Origin of the sequence: Kitasatospora sp. NPDC098663, assembly GCF_044760075.1 — a bacterium.
GTDB lineage: Bacteria > Actinomycetota > Actinomycetes > Streptomycetales > Streptomycetaceae > Kitasatospora.
In genome coordinates, this window is the sequence record NZ_JBIWAP010000007.1 from 154,140 (window position 1) to 177,454 (window position 23,315).

The 23,315-nt window shown below is 71.5% G+C and carries 21 protein-coding genes and 1 tRNA gene; 13 read left to right on the plus strand and 9 right to left on the minus strand.

The features are described from left to right. Positions 1-7: 7 nt before the first annotated feature. Complete coding sequence (locus ACIQVZ_RS10195; RefSeq protein ID WP_350878388.1) at positions 8-1,429, minus strand: family 2B encapsulin nanocompartment shell protein; 1,422 nt, start codon at positions 1,427-1,429, stop codon at positions 8-10. Positions 1,430-1,807: 378 nt separating this feature from the next. On the opposite strand from ACIQVZ_RS10195, the gene ACIQVZ_RS10200 reads away from it, so the two are divergent. Next, positions 1,808-2,887: an ATP-grasp domain-containing protein gene (locus ACIQVZ_RS10200; protein WP_402448603.1), complete on the plus strand. Its 1,080-nt coding sequence runs from the start codon at positions 1,808-1,810 to the stop codon at positions 2,885-2,887. 64 nt (positions 2,888-2,951) lie between these two features. Here the strand turns inward: ACIQVZ_RS10200 and ACIQVZ_RS10205 are convergent, their stop codons facing one another. The 3 genes from ACIQVZ_RS10205 to ACIQVZ_RS10215 form a co-directional block, all read right to left on the minus strand. Next, entirely contained in the window at positions 2,952-3,497 is a 546-nt protein-coding gene (locus ACIQVZ_RS10205) for a methylated-DNA--[protein]-cysteine S-methyltransferase (RefSeq protein WP_402448605.1), read from the minus strand. A 162-nt stretch (positions 3,498-3,659) separates the two neighbouring features. Then, positions 3,660-3,893: a hypothetical protein gene (locus tag ACIQVZ_RS10210; RefSeq protein ID WP_350878384.1), complete on the minus strand. Its 234-nt coding sequence runs from the start codon at positions 3,891-3,893 to the stop codon at positions 3,660-3,662. A 264-nt stretch (positions 3,894-4,157) separates the two neighbouring features. Beyond that, complete coding sequence (locus ACIQVZ_RS10215; RefSeq protein ID WP_402448607.1) at positions 4,158-5,468, minus strand: MFS transporter; 1,311 nt, start codon at positions 5,466-5,468, stop codon at positions 4,158-4,160. 201 nt (positions 5,469-5,669) lie between these two features. On the opposite strand from ACIQVZ_RS10215, the gene ACIQVZ_RS10220 reads away from it, so the two are divergent. The 3 genes from ACIQVZ_RS10220 to ACIQVZ_RS10230 are packed head-to-tail and all read left to right on the plus strand — an operon-like array spanning position 5,670 to position 10,334. Then, positions 5,670-6,542, plus strand: a complete 873-nt coding sequence (locus tag ACIQVZ_RS10220; RefSeq protein WP_402448609.1) for a hypothetical protein — start codon at positions 5,670-5,672, stop codon at positions 6,540-6,542. Continuing rightward, the gene (locus ACIQVZ_RS10225; protein ID WP_402448611.1) at positions 6,539-9,697 is read left to right on the plus strand and encodes a trypsin-like peptidase domain-containing protein; all 3,159 of its coding nucleotides are present in this window, start codon (positions 6,539-6,541) and stop codon (positions 9,695-9,697) included. The genes ACIQVZ_RS10220 and ACIQVZ_RS10225 overlap by 4 nt, the downstream gene beginning before the upstream one ends. A 43-nt stretch (positions 9,698-9,740) precedes the next feature. Continuing rightward, on the plus strand, positions 9,741-10,334 hold the full coding sequence (locus tag ACIQVZ_RS10230; RefSeq protein WP_363631749.1) for an NUDIX hydrolase: 594 nt from the start codon (positions 9,741-9,743) through the stop codon (positions 10,332-10,334). On the opposite strand, the gene ACIQVZ_RS10235 is transcribed toward ACIQVZ_RS10230, so the two are convergent. Further along, the gene (locus ACIQVZ_RS10235) at positions 10,324-11,547 is read right to left on the minus strand and encodes a hypothetical protein (protein WP_402448613.1); all 1,224 of its coding nucleotides are present in this window, start codon (positions 11,545-11,547) and stop codon (positions 10,324-10,326) included. The two genes, ACIQVZ_RS10230 and ACIQVZ_RS10235, sit on opposite strands and share 11 nt — an antisense overlap. 122 nt (positions 11,548-11,669) lie before the next feature. On the opposite strand from ACIQVZ_RS10235, the gene ACIQVZ_RS10240 reads away from it, so the two are divergent. Further along, a complete protein-coding gene (locus tag ACIQVZ_RS10240) occupies positions 11,670-12,071 on the plus strand; it encodes a CU044_2847 family protein (protein ID WP_402448615.1) in 402 nt (133 codons plus the stop codon). Positions 12,072-12,791: 720 nt separating this feature from the next. Here ACIQVZ_RS10240 and ACIQVZ_RS10245 read toward each other — a convergent pair. The 3 genes from ACIQVZ_RS10245 to ACIQVZ_RS10255 all read right to left on the minus strand — a co-directional run bounded on the left by ACIQVZ_RS10245 (position 12,792) and on the right by ACIQVZ_RS10255 (position 16,178). After that, positions 12,792-13,556, minus strand: a complete 765-nt coding sequence (locus ACIQVZ_RS10245; RefSeq protein WP_402448617.1) for a hypothetical protein — start codon at positions 13,554-13,556, stop codon at positions 12,792-12,794. Positions 13,557-14,049: 493 nt separating this feature from the next. After that, the gene (locus tag ACIQVZ_RS10250) at positions 14,050-14,868 is read right to left on the minus strand and encodes a class I SAM-dependent methyltransferase (protein ID WP_402448620.1); all 819 of its coding nucleotides are present in this window, start codon (positions 14,866-14,868) and stop codon (positions 14,050-14,052) included. Continuing rightward, positions 14,865-16,178, minus strand: coding sequence for a helix-turn-helix transcriptional regulator (locus ACIQVZ_RS10255; RefSeq protein ID WP_402448622.1), 1,314 nt, complete (start codon positions 16,176-16,178; stop codon positions 14,865-14,867). The genes ACIQVZ_RS10250 and ACIQVZ_RS10255 overlap by 4 nt, the downstream gene beginning before the upstream one ends. A 203-nt stretch (positions 16,179-16,381) precedes the next feature. On the opposite strand from ACIQVZ_RS10255, the gene ACIQVZ_RS10260 reads away from it, so the two are divergent. The 5 genes from ACIQVZ_RS10260 to ACIQVZ_RS10280 all read left to right on the plus strand — a co-directional run bounded on the left by ACIQVZ_RS10260 (position 16,382) and on the right by ACIQVZ_RS10280 (position 20,108). Continuing rightward, complete coding sequence (locus ACIQVZ_RS10260) at positions 16,382-16,828, plus strand: ATP-binding protein (protein WP_402448624.1); 447 nt, start codon at positions 16,382-16,384, stop codon at positions 16,826-16,828. Between the two features lie 228 nt (positions 16,829-17,056). Continuing rightward, on the plus strand, positions 17,057-17,197 hold the full coding sequence (locus ACIQVZ_RS10265) for a hypothetical protein (protein ID WP_402448626.1): 141 nt from the start codon (positions 17,057-17,059) through the stop codon (positions 17,195-17,197). Between the two features lie 13 nt (positions 17,198-17,210). Next, entirely contained in the window at positions 17,211-18,398 is a 1,188-nt protein-coding gene (locus ACIQVZ_RS10270; protein WP_402448627.1) for a cupin domain-containing protein, read from the plus strand. Next, a complete protein-coding gene (locus ACIQVZ_RS10275; RefSeq protein ID WP_402448629.1) occupies positions 18,395-19,291 on the plus strand; it encodes an aldo/keto reductase in 897 nt (298 codons plus the stop codon). The genes ACIQVZ_RS10270 and ACIQVZ_RS10275 overlap by 4 nt, the downstream gene beginning before the upstream one ends. Positions 19,292-19,511: 220 nt before the next feature. After that, a complete protein-coding gene (locus tag ACIQVZ_RS10280; RefSeq protein ID WP_402448632.1) occupies positions 19,512-20,108 on the plus strand; it encodes a hypothetical protein in 597 nt (198 codons plus the stop codon). 205 nt (positions 20,109-20,313) lie between these two features. Here ACIQVZ_RS10280 and ACIQVZ_RS10285 read toward each other — a convergent pair. Then, positions 20,314-20,387 (minus strand) — tRNA-Thr (locus tag ACIQVZ_RS10285). A gap of 283 nt (positions 20,388-20,670) precedes the next feature. On the opposite strand from ACIQVZ_RS10285, the gene ACIQVZ_RS10290 reads away from it, so the two are divergent. The 3 genes from ACIQVZ_RS10290 (at position 20,671) to ACIQVZ_RS10300 (ending at position 23,308) form a co-directional block, all read left to right on the plus strand. Next, positions 20,671-21,762 (plus strand): sn-glycerol-3-phosphate ABC transporter ATP-binding protein UgpC, encoded by a 1,092-nt coding sequence (locus ACIQVZ_RS10290; protein WP_350878374.1) that lies wholly within the window; start codon positions 20,671-20,673, stop codon positions 21,760-21,762. Positions 21,763-21,956: 194 nt separating this feature from the next. Beyond that, positions 21,957-22,406, plus strand: a complete 450-nt coding sequence (locus ACIQVZ_RS10295) for a hypothetical protein (RefSeq protein ID WP_350878373.1) — start codon at positions 21,957-21,959, stop codon at positions 22,404-22,406. A gap of 110 nt (positions 22,407-22,516) precedes the next feature. Then, complete coding sequence (locus ACIQVZ_RS10300) at positions 22,517-23,308, plus strand: NDP-sugar synthase (protein WP_402448634.1); 792 nt, start codon at positions 22,517-22,519, stop codon at positions 23,306-23,308. Positions 23,309-23,315: the final 7 nt, after the last annotated feature.

Consider the following 23,315-nt stretch of genomic DNA (forward strand, 5'->3'; position numbering starts at 1 on the left):
GCAGCGCCTAGCGCTGCGCGACGTCCACGTTCTCCAGGACGCCGACCGCGTCCGGGACGAGAATCGCGGCGGAGTAATAGGCGCTGACCAGGTAGGAAATGACGGCCTTGTCGTCGATTCCCATGAACCGCACCGAAAGGCTCGGCTGGTACTCGTCCGGAATTCCGGTCTGGTGCAGGCCGACGACGCCCTGGTTGTCCTCGCCGACGCGCAGCGCCATGATCGAGCTGGTGTGCCCGCCGACGATCGGGATCTTGTTGCACGGGAAGACCGGCACCCCGCGCCAGGCCGTGACGTGCTTGCCCTCGACCTCGACCGTGCCCGGGACGAGGCTGCGCTTGTTGCACTCTCGGCCGAAGGCGGCGATGGCCTTGGGGTGGGCGAGGAACATCTTGGTGCCGCGGCGGCGACTGAGCAGCTCGTCCATGTCGTCCGGGGTGGGCGGGCCGGAGTGGGTCTGGATCCGCTGGTCGTACGCGGCGTTCTCCAGCAGGCCGAACTCGGGGTTGTTGACGAGCTCGTGCTCCTGGCGCTCGCGCAGCGCCTCGATGGTCAGCCGGAGCTGGTGCTCGGTCTGGTTCATCGGCTGGTTGTAGAGGTCGGCGACGCGGGAGTGCACCTTGAGGATGGTCTGCGCGACGCTCAGCTCGTACTCGCGGGGCTTGAGCTCGTAGTCCACGAAGGCGCCGGGCAGCTCGTACTCGCCCCGGTGGCCGGCGGAGACGTCGATCGCGGCCTCGCCGTGCTTGTTCTGCGCCTGCTGGAAGCCGTTCAGGTACTCGATGACCTGCAGTTGCAGGGCCTCGGAGCGGTCGTGGAGCTCCTGGAAGGCGGGCCAGGAGAGCGCCATCACGGTGCCGGAGGTGGCGGCCCGGACGGTGTACGGCCAGGTGCCCTCCTCCTGCTGGAGGGCCTCGTCGCCGAGGTGGTCGCCGTCGGCGAGGGTGCCGACCACCGTCTCCTCGCCGTACTTGCCGGTGCCGAGCCGTTCGAGCTTGCCGTGCGCGATGAGGAAGACCTCGTTGATCGCCGAACCGGCGGAGACCAGTACGTCGCCGGCGGCGAACTCCCGCTGGACGAAGCGCCCGGCCAGCTCCGTCAGGACGGCCTCGTCCTGGAAGCCGTGCAGCACCGGCACCTCGGCCAGCGTCGGCGGGACGATCCGCACCTCGGAGCCGGTCTTGACGAAGCTCACCCGACCGCGGCCGACCGAGTAGCGCAGGCGGCGGTTGACCCGGTAGGTACCGCCGGACACCTGCACCCAGGGCAGCTTCCTGAGCAGCCAGCGCGGGCTGATGCCCTGCATCTGCGGCGCGGACTTGGTGGTCGTGGCGAGGTTCCGCGCACCCGCCGTGCTCAGACTCTGCTGCTGCCGGATCTCCGGTTGCGCGCTGGGCGCGGGAACACCGGCATTGGTTTCGGTCGACATAAGGGGAGCCCTTCGCATGCCCGATGAAGTGTCGCCTTGCACATTCATGTTGCAGCTTCATGGTGGGCCCATTCGGGTGCATGCCGCAATCACTCGTTCGAGTGGTTCGGGATAACCGAACAAATAGTACGACTGGATCACCCGATCGATATCTGTTCGACTGATTATTCGAACTTATCGGGAATACCGCCTCCCATCTTCCCCCATCGACACCCCCTCCGTCGCCACCCCCTGACGCCCGCACACCCGGCGCCCCTCCCGTCCGGGCCCGGGGAGCCGGCCGCTAAGGTGCCACCTCACAGGGCCGCCAGGCCAGTTGACGAGCACGGCCGACCGCGAGCCCTGACCATTCGTCATCTCATGCCCTGGGAGGCAGTCTTGACAGCCCCCGTCCGCGTCTGGCTCAACCGCACCTACGCCGAGAACATCTTCTTCATCGAACAACTCCGCACCGCGCCACGCCCGGTGACGGTCCATGCGACCCACGCCGACCCCGACTCCCCGGTGCTCGCCGCCGCCGACCACGGCACCCTGGAACCCGCCGACCTGCCCGCCGACGCCTACGTCGGCTACGCGCTCGACTACTGCGCCCGACACTCCATAACCGTCTTCCTCCCGCAGCTGCACCAACTCGCCATCGCCCTCGCCCGGCCGGAGTTCGAGGCGATCGGCACCACCCTGCTCTGCCCGCCGGCCACCGCCGTCGCCACCTACACCAGCAAGGCCGACGGCTACCGGGCGATCGCCGCCGCCGGACTGCCCACCCCGCCCTGGTGGCGGGTGCGCACCGCCGACGAACTGCTCGACGCCGTCGACCGGATCGAGGCCGCCGGGCACACCGCCTGCCTCAAACCCACCACCGGCGCGGGCGGCGCGGGCTTCCGGGTGCTCACCCGGGAGCCGTACGGGCCGTGGCGGCTTCACGGCTGGGACCACCGGGTCCAGGTCGAGCAGGTGGCCGCCGCCCTGTCCGCCCGACCGGACGCGGGGAGCGAGGGGGACGAGCCCGTCGACCTGCTGGTGATGCCCTACCTGGACGGGCCGGAGGTCTCGGTGGACTGCCTCGCCGACCGGGACGGCCACCCCCTCACCGTGGTCGGCCGCACCAAGGCGGGCCGCCGGCGCGGCTTCACCACCGATCCGCGGCACCTGGAGCCGGTCCGGCGCCTGGTCGGGGCCGGCCGGATGGCGTACCTGTCCAACATCCAGTTCCGCGAACTGGCCGGGCGACCGGTGGTGATCGACGTCAACACCCGGCCCGCCGCCGGGCTCCACCAGCTGCGGCTGTGCGGCCTCAACCTGCCCTGGGACGCCGTCCGGCTGGCACTCGGCGAACGGCCGGAGCCCACCGGGGTGGATCCGGCCGTGCACGGCGTCGAGTACACGCTGGTCTCCGGCATCCAGCCGGTGCGGCCGCGCCGGGCGCCCGCCCCGGTCTCCCTCGTCCGGCAGCGGTAGCCCGGACGCGACGGCGGGCGGCTCGTGCGGGGAACACGGCTCCGTCGGCGTGGTAACCCCGGTGCTACAGCGGGCCGTTCCAGTCGAGCGTCGGCTCCAGCACACCCTCCAGGGTGAGCAGCCAGCGCTTCACGTCGATCCCCACCCGGCCGCCGCCGAAGCCGCCGATCCCGTCCGCCGCCACCACCCGGTGGCAGGGCACCAGCAGGGCGACGGGATTGGCGGCCATCATCTGGCCGACCGTCCGCGCCGCCAGGCCGGGCTCGGCCACGTCCTCGAACACCCCGCTGAGGGCCGCCAGTTCGCCGTAGGTGATGGTCCGGCCGTACGGCACCTCCTGCCAGAGCGTGCGCAGCACGGTGCGGTGCGGGCCGGAGCTCAGGCTCCAGTCGATCGGCAGGCCCAACTCACGGCTGCGGCCCGCCAGATAGGCGCCGATCCGGTCCCGGACGGCGGCGCTCTTCGACGCGTCGGTGCACGGCGGCAGTTCGCCGTCCCGCCCGCCGTACCCGGCCGCCGCCACGCCCAGCGGCGTCACGGCGATGTGCATCGGGCCGCTCGGCAGCGGCGTCTCCACGGTCAGCCAGGACATCGACCAGGACTGCGGCACGCTCGGGCCCCCACCCTCCGCCGGACCGGCCGCCGGCCACTCCGGCGCCCGCGGGGCGCGCGACGTCCGCCCGCCCCGCACGCCATCGTACGGCGGGCGGGGCGGCGCGCCTTCGGCGTCGGCAGGCACCGGGGCCGCCGGTTGCGGCGGGCGCCAGGGCCGTCAGCGCCGCCCCTTCAGCTCGGCCGCGAGCGCCCGGGACCAGTGCGACAACTCGGCGCGGTCCGGCGCCCGGCCCTCGCACAACAGGGCGAGCTGCGCGTCGTTGATCCGGTTCGGCCCCGGGATCTCCAGCAGGTACGCCAGCTCCGCCAGTACGGTGGCGAGCCGCTCGGCGTCCGTGCGGTCCAGGGTGGCCGCGGACTCGTGGTGGCTGATGGTGAGCGAACCGGGCATGGTCAAACCTCCTCCGTCCACCCCCGCTCCCTCCACCGTACGACCGGTCCGGCCGCGGCGCCCGCCGCGGGCGGCGGGGGTGCGGCGGCCGGACCTGGTCGCGCTCCGGAGCCGGCCGGGCGCGGTGCGCGGTGGGCCGCACCGGGGGCCGGGGGTGCGCCCCGGAGCCGTTCGGGGGCGGGTGGGTCGGCGGATCCTGGAAGGTCGGACCAGCGCGGGTCTGACCAGCGCGGGCCGGACCAGCGCGGGCCGGACCAGCGCGGGTCAGGGCGCTCCCTCCCGGTCGCCGTGCCGCCCGCCCTCGCCGGACCGGCTCCCCTCCCACCGGCGGTTCCGAACCGCCGGCACCGCCAACACCACCGTACCGGCCGCGAGTTGCCAGACCGCACCGAGCAGCAGCACTTTGTCCACGCCGATCCGGTCCGCCACCGGTCCGGCCCCCGCCAGCCCGAGCGGCCCCAGCACGAACGCGCCGAGCGCCCCGAAGGAGTTGACCCGGCCGAGCACCTCCGGCGGCACCCAGCTCTGCATCGTCGTGCTGAGCAGCGTCCCGCTGACCGCCGAGCCGACCCCCGCCACCAGCGCGCCGGCCACCACCCAAAGCAGCGGCGCACCGGCCGCGAGCGCGGCGGAGGGCAGCGCCCAGGCCAGCGCGGCCACGGTGGCCACCGCGAGCGGCCGCTCAGGCCGCCGCCCGAGCATCACCAGCCCGCCCAGCACCGCGCCGACGCCGTACACCCCCATCACCAGACCCCAGGCCCGGGCGCCGCCGAGGTCCCGCTGCGCGGTGAGCGGGCCGAGCACCAGGAACGGCGCCCAGACCAGCAGGTTGAACAGGCCCATCTGGACGGTGGTGATCCAGAACCACGGACGGGAGGCGAACTCCGACCAGCCGGCCCGCAGTTCGGCGAGCATCGACTGCTCACCACCGGCCGCGCCGGCCGCCCGGTCGGGCAGCCGGAGCCTGGCCAGGGCGAACGCGCCGACGCCGTACGTCACCGCGTCGACCAGCAGGACCACCGCCGGGCCCTGCGCCGCCGTCACCAGGCCGGCCGTCGCGGGCCCGGCCACCGTGGCCACCGAACGGGCCAGCCCCAGCAGGGTGTTCGCGTCGGCCAGGAGCTCCTTCCGGCGCACCAGGCCGGGCACGATCGCCCCGAGGGCCGGCAGGAACAGCCCCTCCCCGATCCCCCACACCGCCACCAGCGCGACCATCACCCAGACCGGCGCCCGCCCGGCCGTCAGCAGCGCGGCGAACACCGCCTGGACGAGCCCGCGCAGGACGTCCGAGCCCAGCATCACCCGGCGGCTGCCGAACCGGTCCGCGATCACCCCGCCGGCCAGCAGCACCAGCACCACCGGCAGGATCCGGGCCGCCATCACCCACCCCAGGTCGGTTCCGCTGCCGCCGCCGTCGAGCACCGCGAAGGCCACCGCCACCGGTGCCATCGAAGAGCCGAGGAGGGAGGTCGAGTAGCCGACGAAGAACCACGCGAAATCGCGCTCGCCCAGCACGGCGAGCCGGTCTCCCAGCCGCCGACGGCGGGCCGGGATCCGTTCCACATCCACTGCCATGGGCGGCAGTCTGCCTCCGGACGGAAACGGCGTTCAAGGGCTTCCAGGAAAAAGTTGAGTCTTTTGGCCTCAATATTTCACGCTCTGTCGACTACCGCAGTAAACGGCCTCAGAAATGGCCGTTCACCTGCGATTTACTGCGCTTGGACGATAGCCTTCAGGAGTCCGGCACGAGTTGATTTACTGCGGAAGAGGCCCGCCATGGCAGAACTCCCCCCGGTCGAGTACGCCGTCGCCGTCGAGCGCTACCTGGCCGCCTCCGGGCTCGCCGAAGGCTCCCGGCGGATCTACCGGATCGCCCTGAACACCTGGGCCTGGGCCCTCGCCGACCGCCCCGCCCCCACCGGCCCCGAACGGCGGCGCGCCCGGCCGCCCGTCCTCCCGCTCGCCCTGCTCGACCACCCGGACGCCGCCCGCCGCCTGCGCACCGCCGCCGACCGCCGCCGCGCCGGCACCGACCCGCGCACGCTCAACCGCGAACTCTCCACCCTGCGCGCCGCCGTGGCCTGGTGGCGGGCCCAGCGCTGGCTCGACGACGACCCCACCACCGACCTGCACCCCGGCCCGCGGCCCGAACCGACCGCCACTGCGCTGACACCCGACGACCTGCGCGCCCTCTTCACCCTCCGCGCGCCCCTGCGCGAACAGTCGCTCTGGCACCTGCTCCACGAATCCGGCGCCACCATCGACACCGTCCTCGCCCTCGACACCGACCACCTCGACCTGCCCCGGCACCGCACCCTCCACCGGCCCGGCCGCACCCCCGTCCACTGGCGGAGCGGCACCGCCCGGCTGCTCCCCCTCCTCGTCGCCGGCCGCACCACCGGCCCGCTCTTCCTCACCGACCGCCGCGCCCCCGCCGGCACCCCCGCCCCCGACCGCTGCCCCCACACCGGCCGCGCCCGCCTCTCCTACCGCCGCGCCGCCGAACTCCTCACCGCCCACACCACCCACTTGACCCCCGGCGCCCACGGTTGGACCCTGCGTCAACTACGCCCCGGTGCAACCCCGCCACTGGATTCCGACGGCCGGACACGACACCCTGGCACCCCCGATCGAAGGGACCCCGAGTGATCCCCGACAACGAGACCCGGCGGCGCCGGGAGGCCGTCAGCCGACTCGCCACGGAACAGGCGGTGCTGATCGAGACCGCGGAGAGCTCCGGCACCGGCTTCCTGGTCGCCCCCGACACCGTGCTGACCTGCGCCCACGTCGTCCGCTCCGACCCGCACCCGGCGGTGACGGTGGACGGGCGCACGCTCCGGGCCGAGGTGATCGCCCGAGAACCGCGGCAGGACCCGGACAGCGGCATCTACGCCTACCCGGACCTCGCGGTGCTCCGGCTCCCCGAACCGCTGGACACCGCCGGCGTCTGGCTCGCCGACCAGGTGCCCCCCGGCGGCTCGGACGTGATCGTCCACGGATTCAGCGACGCGACCCTGGACGCCGGCACCCACCGGGACACCCTGCACCTCTCCGTCGTCGGCCGGTCCGGCGAAGCGGGCCACTTCGTCCGGCTCAAGAGCGACCAGGTCGTCCAGGGGTTCAGCGGCAGCCTCGTGCTCGACCCCGCCACCGGGCGGGTGTGCGGAGTGCTCAAGACCTCCCGCGACGAGACGGCCGTCCTGGGCGGCTGGATGGTCCCCGTCGACGCGGTGCGGACCTGCTTCCCCGAACTGGCCCGGCGCAACGGACTCGGCCACCGGCCCGGCACGGCCTGGTACGACCTGGCGATGGACCGGGCCGGGCGCCAGATCCGGCTCTTCGGGGCGTACGGGCACCACCGCCCCCGCCAGACACCCCGGCCGACCCCCGCCCAGTTGCTGACGCAGGGCGCGATGCCCTTCGTCGACCGCCCCGAACTCGCCGAACTGCGGGCCTGGTGCGCCGACGGGACCCCGCTGCTGCTGCGCCTGCTCCACGCGCCGGGCGGCTCCGGCAAGACCCGGATCGCCGCCGAACTGTGCCGGCTGATGGCCGAGGACGGCTGGCTCGCGGGCTTCGTGCAGCGCAGCAGCCTCGCGGGAGCGGGGTGGCTGGACGAGCTGACCGCCGCCCTCGACGACGGCCTGGCGGTCCTCGCCGTCTTCGACTACGCCCAGGCCCGGCTGGAGGACATCCGCACCCTGGTGGACCACGTCTCGCGGTTCGGACCCGAGCAGCCCCGACTGCGCCTGCTGCTGCTCGCCCGCACGGCCGAGCCCTTCTGGCGGGCGCTGCAGAGCGGCGTCGACGACTGGGCACTGGCCGACGCCAGCGTCGTGGAACTCCCCAGGACGATCCCCGCCATCCCCTCCGCCGCCTCCATCCCCTCCGCCGCCTCCGCTGCCTCCGCTGCCTCCGCCGGGAACACCTCGCCCGCCGCGCTGGTCGTCTCGGCCTTCGAGGTCTTCGCCCGACGACTCGGCCACGACCGCCTGCCCGTACCGAGGAGCCTTCCGTCGCGCGCCGGGCGGGAGGACTCGCTGCTCGGCGTGCTGGCACTCGCGCTGGACGCCGTCCTCACCCTCGCCCGGGGAAGCAGCTGGTCCGGGAACGGCGATCCACTGGAACGGCTCTGCGACCACGAGGTCCGGGTCTGGCACGCGCAGCTCACGGCGTGGCTGCCCGCGGAGCCGGCCCTGGCCGGCGAGGCCGGCCGGCTCCTGGCGGAAGGGCTCCTCCTCGTCCCGGTCCTCGCCCCCGGGCGGCGCTCGGACCAGCTGATCGCCCTGCTGGAACGGGTCCGGGCCGAGGCGTTCCCCCACCATCCGCCCCTCAACATGAACGTCGTCAACGCCCTCCTGCGCATGCTCTACCCGGCCGAGGACGGCCTGGTCGCCCCCGTCGGCCCGAGCCGGATCGGCGAGATCCTGGTCCGACGGGTACTGAGTACGCCGGAGAGCTCGGGACGCTCCGAGGAGTACCTGCTCGCCCTGCTGGACCCGCCGGACCCCGCCTCGCCGCAGCAGCGGATCGCGGCGGCCACCGAGACCGTGGAGATCCTCGCCCGCGCCCGCGGCTGCACCGGGGTGGGGCGGGTCGTGGACCACCCCGCCCACCCGGCCCTGGACGCCGCACTGGCCCGGAGCATCACCGAGCGGCCCGACGCGCTCCTGCCCGCCCTGGCCGCCAACGGCGCCGTACTGCCGCACGCCGAACCGCTGGCGGCCCTCATGCTGCCCGCCGTACGGGCGTGCGAACCGGACGTCCTCGCCGCCGTCGAGAGCCGGCTGCCCGGCTACCCCTCCAGCATGTCGCCGGTGGCGGCGCTGGTCCTGAAACGCCTGCTGGACCGGCCGGACCCCGAGTTCGGCGAGGAGGACCAGCTGCGCAGGCTGCGCCGCCTCATCAGCTACAGCCTCCGGCTCGACGAGACCGCCCCGGACGGACCGGGCAACGGACTGGGCAACGGACTGGACCCCAGCGGACTCGGCGCGGACGGACTGGCCCCGGGCGGGCCGGCCTCGGACGGCGTCCGCCCCGGCGACGGCGACTCCGCGCTGACCGCCGCCCAGCAGGCCGTCCGCCTCAGCCGGGACCTCGTCCGGCAGACCGGACGCCATCTCCCCGAGTACGCGAGGGCGCTCCACAACGTGAGCCTCCTGCTGCACCGCGCCCACCGGACCGAACCGGCGCTCAAACACGCCAGGTCGGCCGTCGCCCGCTACGAGGAACTCCTCGCCGGGGCGGACGGGGACGACACCCTGCGCCAGACGTACCTCCTGGACACCGCGACGGCGCTGAGCACCCTGGCCCTGGTGCGGATGGAGGACGGCCAGGTGAGCGCGGCCCTCGACGCGGCCGCGCACGGCGTCGAGCTGTGCGAGGAGGCCGAACCGGGAGCCCGGCAGGACGCCACCCTGCTGACCTGCCTCCAACTCCTCGCCCGGTGCGGGCAGCTGGCCGGCCGGCCCGTCGAGGCGGTGACGGCCGGCTACCGGGCGCTCGAACTGCTGCGCGAGCTCGCCGACCAGCAGCCCGGCCGCTACCTGGCCAGGCTCCCGGAGGCGTTGCACCGGCATGCGATCGGCCTCGTCCGGGCCGGCCGGGACGACGAGGCGTACCGCGCGCTGCGGGAGGCCGCACAGCTGCGCGCCGCCCTTCCGCCCGGCGACCGGCAACGGCTCGCCGCGCAACGGTCCTCGCTGCAGATGCTGGTCCAACTCTCATCGGAGATAACCGAGTTCACCGACGAGCGCGCACACTGGGTGGAGCAGCTGGCGACCATGGGCAATCATGGCAGGTGAGGCCGCCGCCACCTGCGGCCCTACGACGGCAGGTAGGAGCATGATGCCCACGGACTCTCAGGACCTCGCCGCGCCCGCCCCGATCCGACGCCGCCAGGCCGTCGAGGTCTTCGGGAACCGCTTCGGCCGGCTCTACAACGACGAGGTCGTCGCCCCGGGCGGCACGGCCGGCAACTACCTCCGGTGGCAGTGGTCGCAGACCGGCGTCGTCGTGGTGGCGACCGGCCCCGACGGCATCGCGCTGGTGCCCTCCTACCGCTACCCGGTCGGCGCCGCCTCGCTGGAGTTCCCGCGCGGCGGCTGCGAGCCCGGCGAACCCCCGGAGGAGGCCGCCGCGCGCGAGCTCAGGGAGGAGACCGGCCTCATCGCCTCCACCGTGGAGAGCCTCGGCCTGATCCACGCGGACACCGGCCTGATCGAGAACGGGATCCACGTCTGCCGCGCCACCGTGCTCCCCGGAGGCACCGCCACCGCCCGTCCGGAGGCCATGGAATCGGTGACCGACCCGGTCTGGGTCTCCCCCGACCTGATGGCGCGCTGGCTGCGGCAGGGCCGGATCACCTGCGGCGTCACCCTGGCCGCCTTCGCCCTCCTCCAGGCCCACCCCGACCCGCAGACCGGGGCCGTCAGAGGGTGACCACCCGCTCGAAGGGGTCGAGCTCGCGCAACGGCCGCGGCCGCGCCCGGTGCTGCGGGTCCGGGCCCGCCGCGCCCGGGCCGTTCACCACATGGAGCGACAGGTCGCGAACGCCGTCGCTCGCCGGGGAGACCACCTCCAGGCCGGCCCCCAGCCGACCGGCGACCGGATCCTCGTCCAACCCGAAGCGCATCAGCCGGACCTCACCCCGCAAGTGCTCCCACGCCAGGCCCCCGACGCGGCGGAAGGTGCGCTCGAACACCTCCAGCGTCCACGCGCTGAACTCGTCGACCGCCGAACGCAACACCGCCGTGTCCGGCTGGATCCCCCGGCGCAGCCGCCCCAACTCCGCGACCAGGGCAACCCGGGAGGGCTGCTCGATCGCCTCGAACACCACCTCCACCGGGAGTTGGGACAGCAACAGGTTGTCGAGCACCACCGCCGGGAACCCCGCGCACTCGACGAGCCGCCGGCTCCGGAAGACCGGGATCGTGCCCTCGCCGTCACGCGGGCCGGCCATACCGACGCCCAGGGCCTGCGGCAGCGCCCGCCGGTAGGACTCGCCGGCCCAGTCGTCCACCGACTGGAGCACGAGGACGAGTTCGGCGCTACCCCCGGGGCGCGCGCTCCGGTAGCCGGCCAGCCAGTCCCGGAGCTGCTTGTAGAGCAGCGGATCCTGCTCGGCGACCCAGGCGCGCGCGGCTTCGAGAGCCTCCCGCGCGCTCCCGGCGAAGTCCCGCTCGGCGGCCTCGATCCGCGTCAGGACACCGGACTTGAACGCGGCGGCGACGGCCGCCCCGTCGTACGGCACCGTGTGCGCGGACGACACCCCGGTCAGCCGCTCCACGTAGGGGACGTCGGGCGCGTTCTCCACGCCCTCGGCCCGGTGACCGTCGCTGATCCCGCGCAGGGTCCCGCCCGCCCGCAGCGCGACCCGCAGCCGGCCGGCCTCCAGGAGAGCGCCGAAGTCCGAGAGCGCCGCCGCCCCCGGGGACCAGCGGACCTTCCGCGCCTCCTCGGCGTCGACGAGCGCCCGGAAGTACCTGTTGTTGAGGCCCTGCGAGTCGCCGATCAGCAGGGTGTCGGCGAAGAGGACGTGCAGCAGGACCCGCGACCGCAGGTCCGAGGCCCGGTCGATCGGCGCCGCCGCGTGCGGCTCCACATCGGAGAGGTAGATGCGTTCGGTGCCCGCCGCCCGCTGTCCCATATCCATGGCCTGCCACCCTTCGGCGCCCGATACAGTTCCCCTCGCGAAGAAGAAGGATAGGCCCACGGCCCGGACCGGTCACCGGTTTTGGCAATTCGACCCCGGCAACGGCACCCCTCGGAGGAGAAATGTCGGAGCTTGTCCAAGTAGTGACGCCCGAGGGGACCTTCTGGGCCCGCATCGAGGAGCAGCGCGGGCCCAGGGACGTCGCCCTGCGCCGCCCCAGCTACCAGCTGGACGACCTCGCGAGCACCCTCCAGACCGTGGTCGGCAACGTGCGATCCGGCCTGCGGGCGGCCGCCCCCGACGAATTCACGCTCGAATTCGGAATCGAGCTCTCCGTCAAGACGGGAGTCCTCGTGAGCGCCGTGACGGGAGTCGACGGAAAGGCCAGCCTGAAGGTGACGGCGACCTGGCGGAAAAGCGGCGAGACCGCCCTTTCCGGCCCCCCGAACGACCCGGCGGAATCGGAAGAATCCGACGACCCGAACGAACCCACCGAACCCGAACCCGCACCCGAACCCAGCTGACCAACCACCCCACACCACCCCACAGCCTCCGGCACGCCACCCGCAACGACGAAGGGCCAGCCCCACCGGATCCCCGGCGAGCTGGCCCTTCTGGCACTTCCGCCGCTGAGCCCCCTGTCGGATTCGAACCGACGACCCCCGCTTTACAAGTCGAACCCGGATCATGACGGCATGTGACGCCTGATGCCGCGTGGCGCTGAACCCGCAGGTCAGCGCCACGCGGACAGTTTCGTGGTCCAGTACCGGACGGCCCCTGCCACCCCGTCCGCTCACGCATCGCTCACGCAGGTCGGTTCTACTGAATGAGGCCCGACCTGCTCGTCCGCGTCGTCCGCAACGTCGAGAAGCCGCTCGGCGTCCGACAGGTTGTCCCCGACCGCACCGAGCCACGCCAGCGCCGCCTACTCCCGACGTTCGACCTCGGAGAGGGCAGCCTGCTCGGCCGTCCGCTGGGCCTCCACCCACGTGGTCAGCGACAGAACATCGGTGAAGCCGAGGCTCCCGGCCAGCTTCTTGGCGGCAGACCGCCCCCTATGACTTCTCCCGCGCGAGGAGACGCGACAGCGTGTCCTGCGTGATGAGGGAGCTGCCCGGGTCCGCAGTCGGCTGCGAAGACGCCGGCGGCTCGGTACCAGGCTGAGGTGGCTGATTTGCGGGGGCAGTCATGCGGAGTCCTCCAAGGGCAGCGCCCCCGCGCCGTTGACCAGAGTAGCCAGATCGTCAGTCCACGTCCTCGTCTGCTTCCTCTGGAGCAATGAGGTCTTGAATGACCTCATTGCCCATGTATCCCCAGTCTTCTCGGAGTCGCGCCATTCGAGCTCGTGCTCTCTCGGGCATCTCGTCTTCCAGCTTGGCCCATGAGTAGAGGAGCAACATCAGAAGTCCACGCGCTTGTCCGAGCTGCCGCGCGAGCAGTTCTGGAGTTGCGTACGTGTCAGCCAGCAGCAGGTCATATACCTGCCTCCCCAGCAGATTGCCCATGTTCACTACCACCCCGAGAGGCTCCTCGACCGACTCAGGGGGTTCGACGTCGAAGAAGGTGCGGCCGTGCGGCGCATCGACAATGTGCCACCGCGCCCGCCCTGAGAGGCCCCCAGCAGAGTCGAACAACTTCTGGGAGTCAGAGCCCGCTTCGGTCTTCTCGTGAACCGGTTGAGCCGCGAGCCAGAGGCCGTGGAACTGGTCAAGGACCGTCTGCAAGTCTGGCCGGACGACTGCGTCCCGGACCAGCACGGTGACGACGCATCGGAGCTTGTGCCAACCCGGAACTGCCCGGCCGTCCAACAACTTCGAGACCGTCTCGTGCGAAACCACGTCGGAGAACGAGTCATCGGACTTGACCGCTTCGCTGATCCGCTTGACCCCCGGCCGCCCTGCCTTGTCGTAGAGCTCGTGAAGCGCCAAGAGAAGATCCCGCTCCGCGCCCGGGGGTACGTCGTCCTCGCTCGGCATCGCCTTCGCCATCGTGGCGACCTCCCCCAACATCCACGGCACGATCAGGGGGAAGGGTTACAACTCCCGCAACGGGGTGTCAACTCATGACTACTGGTGACGAGGGTCGCTCGCGGCCCAGGCGTCCAGTTTCGTCAACTTCCTCCCAGCCGGTTCAGGTCCCGTCCAGAAAGGTCCTCGGCGGTTTCGTCCCCCTAAGACTGTTAGCAACCCAACGGGAACACAGGGATAGGGGAAGAACGTGCGGTTCCGCAGGGAGATCGTTCTGGCGGTGACTCTTGCAGTGGTAGGGGCGGTCGTCAGTGCAATGACGGAGTCGGTCCTTCAGCACATGTGGTGACCTCTCACCGGGTGGGGCCTCGGCATCCGTGGGCCCCACCCGACGCTCGACCTCAGCTGGGTCCTATCGGAACTTCTGGGATCTCAGTGGATGCCTCGCTCAAGCGGAGGAACGCCCGCACTGCCCTTGTACGCGCGCCAGGCGCATGGAGGAGACGAGCGAATCGAGCTTGACGGTTCTTGTGATCTATAGCCGGCACACTAGGAATCCGCCGAGGCATGTGATCTTGAACAGCCCCTCGGTCGCGATCGTGGCAGCGACGATCTCAGCCGCCCGATTGACGGTCTCGTGGAACGGGACACCGCATTGGTCGGCCCACGCCTCGTAGGAGGCAAGGTGGGCGACTATCGGCGCGGGGTCGTTGATCTCGATGGTGCCGGGCAGTTGCCGGACCCGGATGTCCTTGAACGCCGTCCCGAGGTAGCTGCGGGCCTTCTCCAGGGAGAAGCGGGAGCTTAGGGAGACCCGTGCCGGCCCCTCGGGAATCCCGAGGACGTCGCCTGCCGCCCGGGCCCAGAGCTGGTCCAACTCTCGCTTGTCGGTGTCGCTGTTGGTCGAGGCAATGAGCACGCCGCCAGGCCGGAGGACACGGGCCAGCTCCTTGATCGTGGCCTCGATGTCGCCTACGTGGTACAGCATGTGCAGGGCCAGTACGGCGTCGGCGCTGTCGTCGGCGAAGGGCAGAGCCTGGGCGTCGGCCACCAGGACCGGCTTCTCGACGTCGGCGAGGATGCCCGCCGAGATGTCCATCCCGACGACCTGAAGGTCCGGACGGTCCTTGTGCAGGCGGCTGACGAACTTGCCGTTGCCGCAGCCGACGTCGAGGACGATCCCGCTTGTGCCGGCCAGTTCTTCAACGACGATCCCCGGCAGGTCGTACTGCGGCTGCTGCCACCGGTAGATCGACTGGCGGGCGGCCAGGTGGCGTCCGTCGGCGTAGGCGCTGTTCGCGAGGATGGACTTGTCGGCTACTGCAGCGTCCTGCTGTGCGGTGTTGCTCGTCACTGTGGCAGCTCCGGAGGGTTCGTGAGTGCGGGTCGAGAGCAGGCTTCTCTGACATTCTCACGGAGACTCAGAACGAGCGGGGAGCCTGCGTAGCCGGGCTCGGCGAGACGCGTGCTCAGCGCCCGAAGGCGGCTGGAGATACTCGCTGTTCGCCGGTCCGGTGCGGCGTCCAGCACCATCGAGAGCTTCTCCCGCACGCCGTCGAGGTCGCCGTGGGCGAGGTGGGCATTGGCGAGGTCGAGGCGGGCGGCCAGCAGGTCACCGGAGGACTGTTCTTGCTGTGGTGCGGACTCGTACAGGGCGATGGCCCTGGAGGACGCCTCGATGGCGCGGTTCACATGCGACCGGCTGCCCAAGGCCAGGAGGGCGGTGCCGGCGTAGGTCCACTGCTTGGCCTCGGGAAACGTGAATACGCCGGGAAGATCCACGGCAGCTACTGTGCTCCGCGCCGACTCGGCCGCTGCCACGGCTCGTAGCGCGCTCACACTGTCGCCGAGCCCGGCAGTGGCCCGTGCTTCGAGGCTGAGCAGACGAGCTGCGATCGTCCCGCTGTCCGCGTACGGCAGTCCGGCCCTGGCTAGCTCGGCGGCCTGGCGGTGGTCCTGCTGCCAGTAGGCGATCAGGGACTGGACGGATCGGATCCACGCCCGGAGACCGTTGTGGTCGGCTGACTCCGCGCAGCGCCAGGCCGTTCGCGAATGCGTAGCCGCAGCTGTGTATTGGCCGAGGTCGAGGGCGACATGGGTGGCCAGGCCACACAGGCGCCCGGCTTGCAGGTAGAGATGGCTTGCCTGGTAAGGGTGTTGGCGACCTTGGAGTAAGTCGAACACTCCTCGCCGGAGGGTTCCGATGTCGTGGAAGAGCTCGGGCACCGGCTTGCTCACGTAGTCCCCTGCCAGCCTCGCAATGTCCGCGTCGATCTGTTCGAGCAGAGTGTCGTCCACGTTGGACGCGCTCGCGAAACGGAGGAAGAGCGCGGACTCTGCCGAGTCGGCTGCCACGGCCACTACGAGATCGCTGTCGTAGTCCGGGCGCCGGGCAGGCACAGGAGGCGAGGCATCGTCGACGCTGCTGGACTGCGGCGCTGCTTCGCCGGCTACAGAGGGTACTGCCAGCAAGGCGGCCAACTGGTCAGCCGAGATTCCCAGGGCGCGGGCGAGCTTCAGCCGCATCCAGGGCTGCGGGGCACCCCTACCGCTCTCCCATCGGCCCACAGTCGTACGGTCCACATCGAGGGCTTCAGCCAGGGATTCCTGGGTGTGGCCGACAGCCTCCCTGCGCTGGATCAGCCGGGACCTCCTGGATGCCATCCCGCGTCCTCCAGAGGTACGTCAGTTCGTCCGTAGCCATAACAGGCCAGGTCATGCCCGGGTTTGCAGCACGGATGCCTCATTGCCGCATCAATTCTGCTCTGGCTCACCGGCGTTGGAGGCGGTTCTGTAGATACCTGCCGGGTGAATCCCGGCGCGAATCGGCCCGCTGCCGACCTCGTCCCGGTGAAAGGTCCGCGCTCATGTCCGTCGCCACCCGCCAAGCCACTGCCCCCGCCCCGTTCGGCTTTCGCGTGCTGCCCAGTGCCGAGGCCGTGCCGGACGCCCGGCGGCGGGTGATACGGGCCGTGCGCGGTTGGGGCTTGCCGCTGGCGGAGGACGCGCTCCGCGATGTCGAGTTGCTGTCCAGCGAGCTGATCACCAACGCTGTGTCCCACACCCACGCCCCGTGCGTCGTACACGTGTCCTGGGACGGTGAGCGGCTGCGCGTCGAGGTGACGGATGTCGGCCACGAACTGCCGGCTGCAGGCGGGATCGATCTCGATGCCACCGACGGGCGAGGGCTGTTCCTAGTGGCAGCGCTCGCGACGGACTGGGGCGCCGAGCCGGATCCCACCGGCAAACGGATCTGGTTCGAGGTCGGCACCACCGCTGCCGTTTCGGACGGCAAGCACTCACCGCGCTGGTGAGGGCCGCTGTCCCGAGGGCACGGGATGTCGTGCCGACCAGCGTCTGACAAGACTTCCTCCCGCCCCGACGCGGGCTTGGGGGGATACAGGTGCCCGCGCTGGTCAACAGCCGCGCGGCGTAAACACCTGCGGTTCCTCGCCGGCGGCTTGCCCCGGCAACGGATCCATCGCTCCACCCACGACGGGGCCGGGCAGTCGGCCCGCCCCATGACTCCGAAGGAGTGCTTCATGCCCGAGAACCTGACGACCAGCACCGAGTTGGAGGGCGACGGCCTGCTGGTCGCCCGCGCGAAGGTCGCCGCGGCCCGATCGCGCGGCGAGCAGTCGTCGGACGGCGGCTCCACCGGCCGAACCGACACCAACGACTGACGGCTGCGTCACGATGACCGCCGAGCACTTCTCGGTGGTTGAGCGTCTGGGCGGGGATGACTTCCTCGCCCAGACGCTCGGCCGCAGCTTCAAGGTCGCACGCGGTGAATCCGCGTCATTCGCCGGAATCATGAGCTGGGATGACCTCAACGCCATCCTGACCCACCACCGGTTCGAACCCCCTCGCTTCCGACTCGCCACCGACGGGGAGCAACTGCCCGCGCACACGTACTCCCGGCCGATCGTCACCCGGCGGAGCACCGTCTGGCACCAGCTCCAGCCCTCCGAGTTGCACCAGCGTCTGGCTGAGGGTGCCACGCTGGTGCTGGACGCCGTTGACGAGTTGCACCCCGGAATCGGTGCTCTGGCCGGCCAGCTGGAGCGCTGGCTGCGAACCGGCGTGCAGGTCAACCTGTACGGCTCCTGGACCGGCATAGAAGGCTTCGGTGTCCACTGGGACGATCACGACGTGGTTGTCGTCCAGCTCGACGGCGCGAAGCGCTGGCGTATCTACGGCCCCACCCGCATGGTGCCGATGCACCGTGACGTCGAGACGCCCGAGCCGCCGCCGGAGGAGCCTGTCGCCGATCTGGTTCTCACCGCCGGAGATGTGCTCTATCTGCCCCGGGGCTGGTGGCATGCCGTCGCCGCGTCCGAGGGTGAGCACTCACTGCACGTCACGTGCGGGCTGCAGAGTACGACGGGCGCCGATCTGATCACCTGGCTGTCGGAGACGTTGCGCGCCCACGAGGCGGTCCGGGCGGACCTCCCGCGCTTCGGGACTGCCGGGGAGCAGCGCGCCTTCCTCGGCACGATCGGCAAGCTCATCACGGCCGAGTTGGAGAGCGACGACCTGATCGCCCGCTTCTCCTCCGCTCGTGACGCCACCGAGCGAGCCCGGCTGGCGCCGTCGCTGCCCCACATCACGGCGGCTCCGCCGGACGCCGACCTCCAGGTGTGCCTGGTCACCACGCGGCCCGCGCTCACCGCCGTGTCCGACGGCACCGTCCGGCTGACCGCCGGCGGCGAGGAGTGGACGTTCGCCGCCAAGGCCGAGCCGATGCTCGCGCTCCTCGCCGACGGGAAACCTCACCGGCTGGCCGATCTCGCACAGGCCGCAGGCATCACTCTCGGGCAGGCGGCCGGTGTCGTGACGGAGCTGGTCGACGGCCAGGCCGCCGCGATCGGAGGTGAGCGATGACGGCCCGGCTCGGCCTCGGCACCTATCGCTGCCTCGATGTGGCCGAGGCCGCGCTGATGGCCGCCTCCCGAGGTGCCGACTGGGTGGACACGGCGCCCAACTACGCAGGCGGCCGGGCGGAGGCGTCACTCGCAGGGGCTCTGGCTGCCTACCCGGATCTGTGCGTCTCCACGAAGGTGGGCTTCGTCCCGGCCGGCACCAGGCACATCGGGGTACAAGCCGGTGCCCTGTCCGCGGCGGACGCCCAGCGCGGGCACTGCCTCACCCCGGACTACATCGCCTGGCAGCTCGCGCGCTCCAAGCTCATGCTCAGCCGGGTACCCGACCTGGTGTTCGTCCACAACCCCGAGCACGCCTGCCCGGACGGCGAGATCACCGGCCGGCTCTACAACGCCTTCCTGGCGCTGGAGGAGGCGTGCGGCCAACAGATCATCAGCGCCTATGGTGTGGCGACCTGGCGCGGCTTCAGCAATGGGCTCTTCGACGTACCCACGCTGATCGAACTCGCGACCAAGGCGGGCGGGCCGAATCATCACCTGTGGGCCATCCAGCTCCCGGTCTCCCTCGTCCACCTCGCGCCCATCGCCCAGGCTCTCGACGGACACGGGCCATTGGCCGATGCCGTGGATGCGGGACTGGAGGTGTTCGCCTCCGCCCCGCTCCACGGCGGGGAGATCCCTGGCCTGGTCACCCCTGAACTGTCCGAGCTGATCGCCCCAGGCAAGACCAGTGCCGAGACCGCCCTCGCCGTCGTTGCTTCAGCCCCCGGGGTGAAGCGTGTGCTCCTGTCGACGGGGAACCCGGAACACTGGGTGGGGGCCGCCGAAGCTGTCGGCCGACCGCCGTTGTCTCCGGAAGTACTCCGAAGGGTCGTTGATGTACTCGGAACCTGAGCCGGACACCGCCAGACGGATGCGCGGGATGCACGCCGTAGCAGCAACCGTTTTCAACGCGAGGCCGATCGGCTCCCGCGAAGCGTGGGGCTGGCGCGGTCGTACCCTCAGCCGCCCGGTCGCCACGGCGTCCGGCGAGGGCTGGCTCCGCCTGGTGTCGGCCCCTGCTGACAAGGCCGGCGGAAAGCTCTGGGAGGGACCGCAGGAGGCGGAACGGCTCATGCCTCCTGCGGTACCCAGGCCACGCCTGCGGGAGCGGCGTGCCTGGACCGAGGGCCAACACGGCTACCTGGCGGAGCTGTACGACAAGATCACCGCCTCCACCATCGCCACCCACGAGCCGATCCTCCGGGAACCACCTGACCTGGACCACACCTGGTGGGACGGGCTCAGCACCGCCCTCGACGCCATTGCCACCGTCCCCAGCGACCGGGTGGCGGTCCGGCAGGAATACCTGGACCGCGCCATGCCCCAGTACTTGGGCATCCCGATCGACACCAGGGTGCCTGCCTGGACGACGGCCCACGGTGACCTGCACTGGGCCAACCTCACGGGCCCAACCCTCACGGTCCTCGACTGGGAAGGCTGGGGCGTCGCGCCTGCCGGGTACGACGCGGCGCTGCTGTACTCGTACAGCCTCCTCGTGCCGGACACCGCCGCCCAGGTCCGGCACCGACTCGCTCGCATCCTCGACACGCCAGCCGGGCAGTTTGCCGAACTTGTCGTCATCACTGAACTGCTGCAGACCACTACTCGAGGCGACAACCTCGACCTGGAGGAGCCCCTGCGAAGGCGGCTCTCCGCGATCACCGGATGACTGGCCCTCGACCCCTTGCTTGGTCAGGAGGTGCTCGGTGGACTTGTCCCCCGGGCGGACAGGCCGTGCAAGGCTGCCCAGTCCACCGCGAACCCCCAGCCCACCGGGCCATCCGCTCACGCGAACGGCCTCGGACGGGAAGTCCGAGGCCGCTGACGAAGCTCCCAGAAGGCCAAACCTTCAGCTCATCCGAGATGGCGAACAGAGCCCCCTGTCGGGTTCGAACCGACGACCCCCGCTTTACAAGAGCGGTGCTCTGGCCAGCTGAGCTAAGGAGGCACGGTGGCCGTCCGCGAGGGATCACGGCGGCACCGGGGGCAGTCTACCGGGCCCGGCAGGTGGGGTGGGGGGATATCCGGGGGTTGGCGGGTGGGGTGGGCGTGATGGAACCGATGCCGAAATCGGGCGGGCTGGGGGCTGACAAGCGGCGGAGGCGCAGGTAGCGTCGCCCGGAGTCGGTTCGTGAGGTGGTTCAGACCACTGGGCGGGCTGACGGAGACGAACGAACGCCCCTTTACTCGGATCGTCCGGCACGTTCCTGCCGGTGAAGGAGAGAACAACCATGGCTTCTGTCACGTACGAGCAGGCGACCCGCGTCTACCCCGGGGCGGACAAGCCCTCGGTGGACGCGCTGGACCTGGAGATCGCGGACGGCGAGTTCCTCGTGCTGGTCGGCCCCTCGGGCTGCGGCAAGTCGACCAGCCTGCGCATGCTGGCCGGTCTGGAGGACGTCAACAGCGGTTCCATCCGGATCGGTGACCGGGACGTCACGCACCTGCCGCCGAAGGACCGGGACATCGCCATGGTGTTCCAGAACTACGCGCTGTACCCGCACATGACCGTCGCCGAGAACATGGGCTTCGCGCTCAAGATCGCCGGCGTGAACAAGGCGGAGATCCGTACCAAGGTCGAGGAGGCCGCGAAGATCCTCGACCTGACGGAGTACCTGGACCGCAAGCCGAAGGCGCTGTCGGGTGGTCAGCGGCAGCGTGTCGCGATGGGCCGCGCGATCGTGCGCCAGCCGCAGGTCTTCCTGATGGACGAGCCGCTGTCGAACCTGGACGCGAAGCTGCGCGTCTCGACCCGTACCCAGATCGCCGGTCTCCAGCGCCGCCTGGGCATCACGACGGTGTACGTCACCCACGACCAGACCGAGGCGCTCACCATGGGCGACCGGGTCGCGGTGCTCAAGGGCGGCGTGCTCCAGCAGGTCGACACCCCGCGCAACATGTACGACAAGCCCTCCAACCTGTTCGTGGCCGGCTTCATCGGCTCGCCCGCGATGAACCTGGTCGAGGTGCCGCTGGTGGACGGCGGCGTGAAGTTCGGCGGCTCGGTGGTCAACGTCTCGCGCGACGACCTGGCCGGCGCCGGCACCGACAAGTCGGTGACGGTCGGCATCCGCCCGGAGCACTTCGAGATCGTCCCGGCGGGCGGCATCGAGGGTGTCGCGGTGACGGTGAACGTCGTCGAGGAGCTCGGCTCCGACGGCTTCGTGTACGGCACCACCAAGATCGGCGGCGAGGACAAGGAGCTGGTCGTCCGCGTGCACGGCCGGCAGATCCCGGCCCGTGGCGAGACGATCCACGTCGTGCCGATCGCCAACGAGACCCACGTGTTCTCGACCAGCTCGGGCGCCCGTCTGAGCAGCTGAGCACGGCGCGCCCTGCCGGTCGGTCGACCGGCGGGGCAGGCCGGCACGACGGAGCCCGTCGGACCGTTCCTGGTCCGACGGGCTCCGTCCGTACACCCCCACGTCAACACGGTGGGGGACGAACCCGGACACGGTGTCACTCGATGGTGTCACGGAGGGCGATCCGGCCCGCACCCACCGCTACTCTCCTGAGGGTGAAGCAGCTTGTACGCCGTATCGGCCAGACCGTCGCCCTGACCCTGCCGGTCGTCCTGGTGACCACCGGCACCCTCGCCGTGACCCGGGTGCCATGGGCCCCGCCGACCAACCTCGACCAGCAGGTCGTGGCGGCGTCCAGTGGTGACGGCACCGGGATCGGGCGTTCCGCCACCGCCGCCGCGGGCTCGTCCCCGGACGGGCTCGCCCCGCAGGAGTCGCTGCGGGTGGTGCTGCTGGACGAGCTGCGGGCCAAGAACCCGTCCGCCGCGCTGGACCTGCTGGAGCGCTCGATGCGCGAGCAGCCGTCGCTGACGCCGTACTGCACCTCGCTCGCCGGTGAGCTGGGCAGGGCGGCGGTGCGCAAGTACCAGGGCGACGTCCAGCGGGCCCGGTCCTTCGCCCGCCCGGTCTGCGACGGGTCGTTCGCGGCGGGCATCGCCGGCTGACCTGGCAGCTGTCCCGGCACGCCGATCCGTAGGCCGGCCCGACGGCCGCAGGCCGACGAGGCCTGCGGCCGTCGGGCTCCCGGCCCCGTCGGGCGCCCTATTGTTCAGGCATGACCGCTGACTCCGGCCCCACCGCCGACCCCGCGTCCCCGCCGACCCACCCGTCCCGGCCGACCACGACGCCCGTCACCCAGGCCGTGATCCTGGCCGGCGGCCAGGGCTCGCGGCTGCGGCCCTACACGGACGACCGCCCGAAGCCGCTGGTCGAGATCCCCGGGACGGGCACGCCGATCCTCGGCCACCAGCTGGCCTGGCTGGCTTCCGAGGGCGTCACCGACGCGGTGGTCTCCTGCGGGCATCTCGCCGCCGTGCTGGAGGAGTGGCTCGACAAGGCGGATCTGCCGCTGCGCGTGCGCACGGTGGTCGAGGAGGAGCCGCTCGGGCGCGGCGGCGGCCTCAAGTACGCGGCCAAGGCGCTGCCCCGCCCGGACGAGCCCTGGTACGCCACCAACGGCGACATCTGGACCCGGTTCAGCCTGCGCGACATGGCCGCCTTCCACCACGAGCGGGACGCTGTCGCGACGCTTGCGCTGGCCCGGCCGCGGATCCCGTGGGGGGCGGTGGAGACCGACCAGTTCGGCAACGTGCTGGACTTCATCGAGGCGCCGCCCTCGCCGTTCCTGATCAACGCCGGGTTGTACGTGTTCAGCCCGGAGTTCGCCGAGCTGCTGCCGGACGTGGGCGACCACGAGCGCACCACGTTCCCGCAGCTGGCGCGCAGCAAGCGGCTGGCGGGCTACCAGCTGCCGCAGGGCGTGTACTGGCGCGCCATCGACACCGCGAAGGACCTCACCGAGGCGGCCAAGGAGCTCGCCTCCGGGGCCGGCCGCACACCGCGGTAGCCGCCGC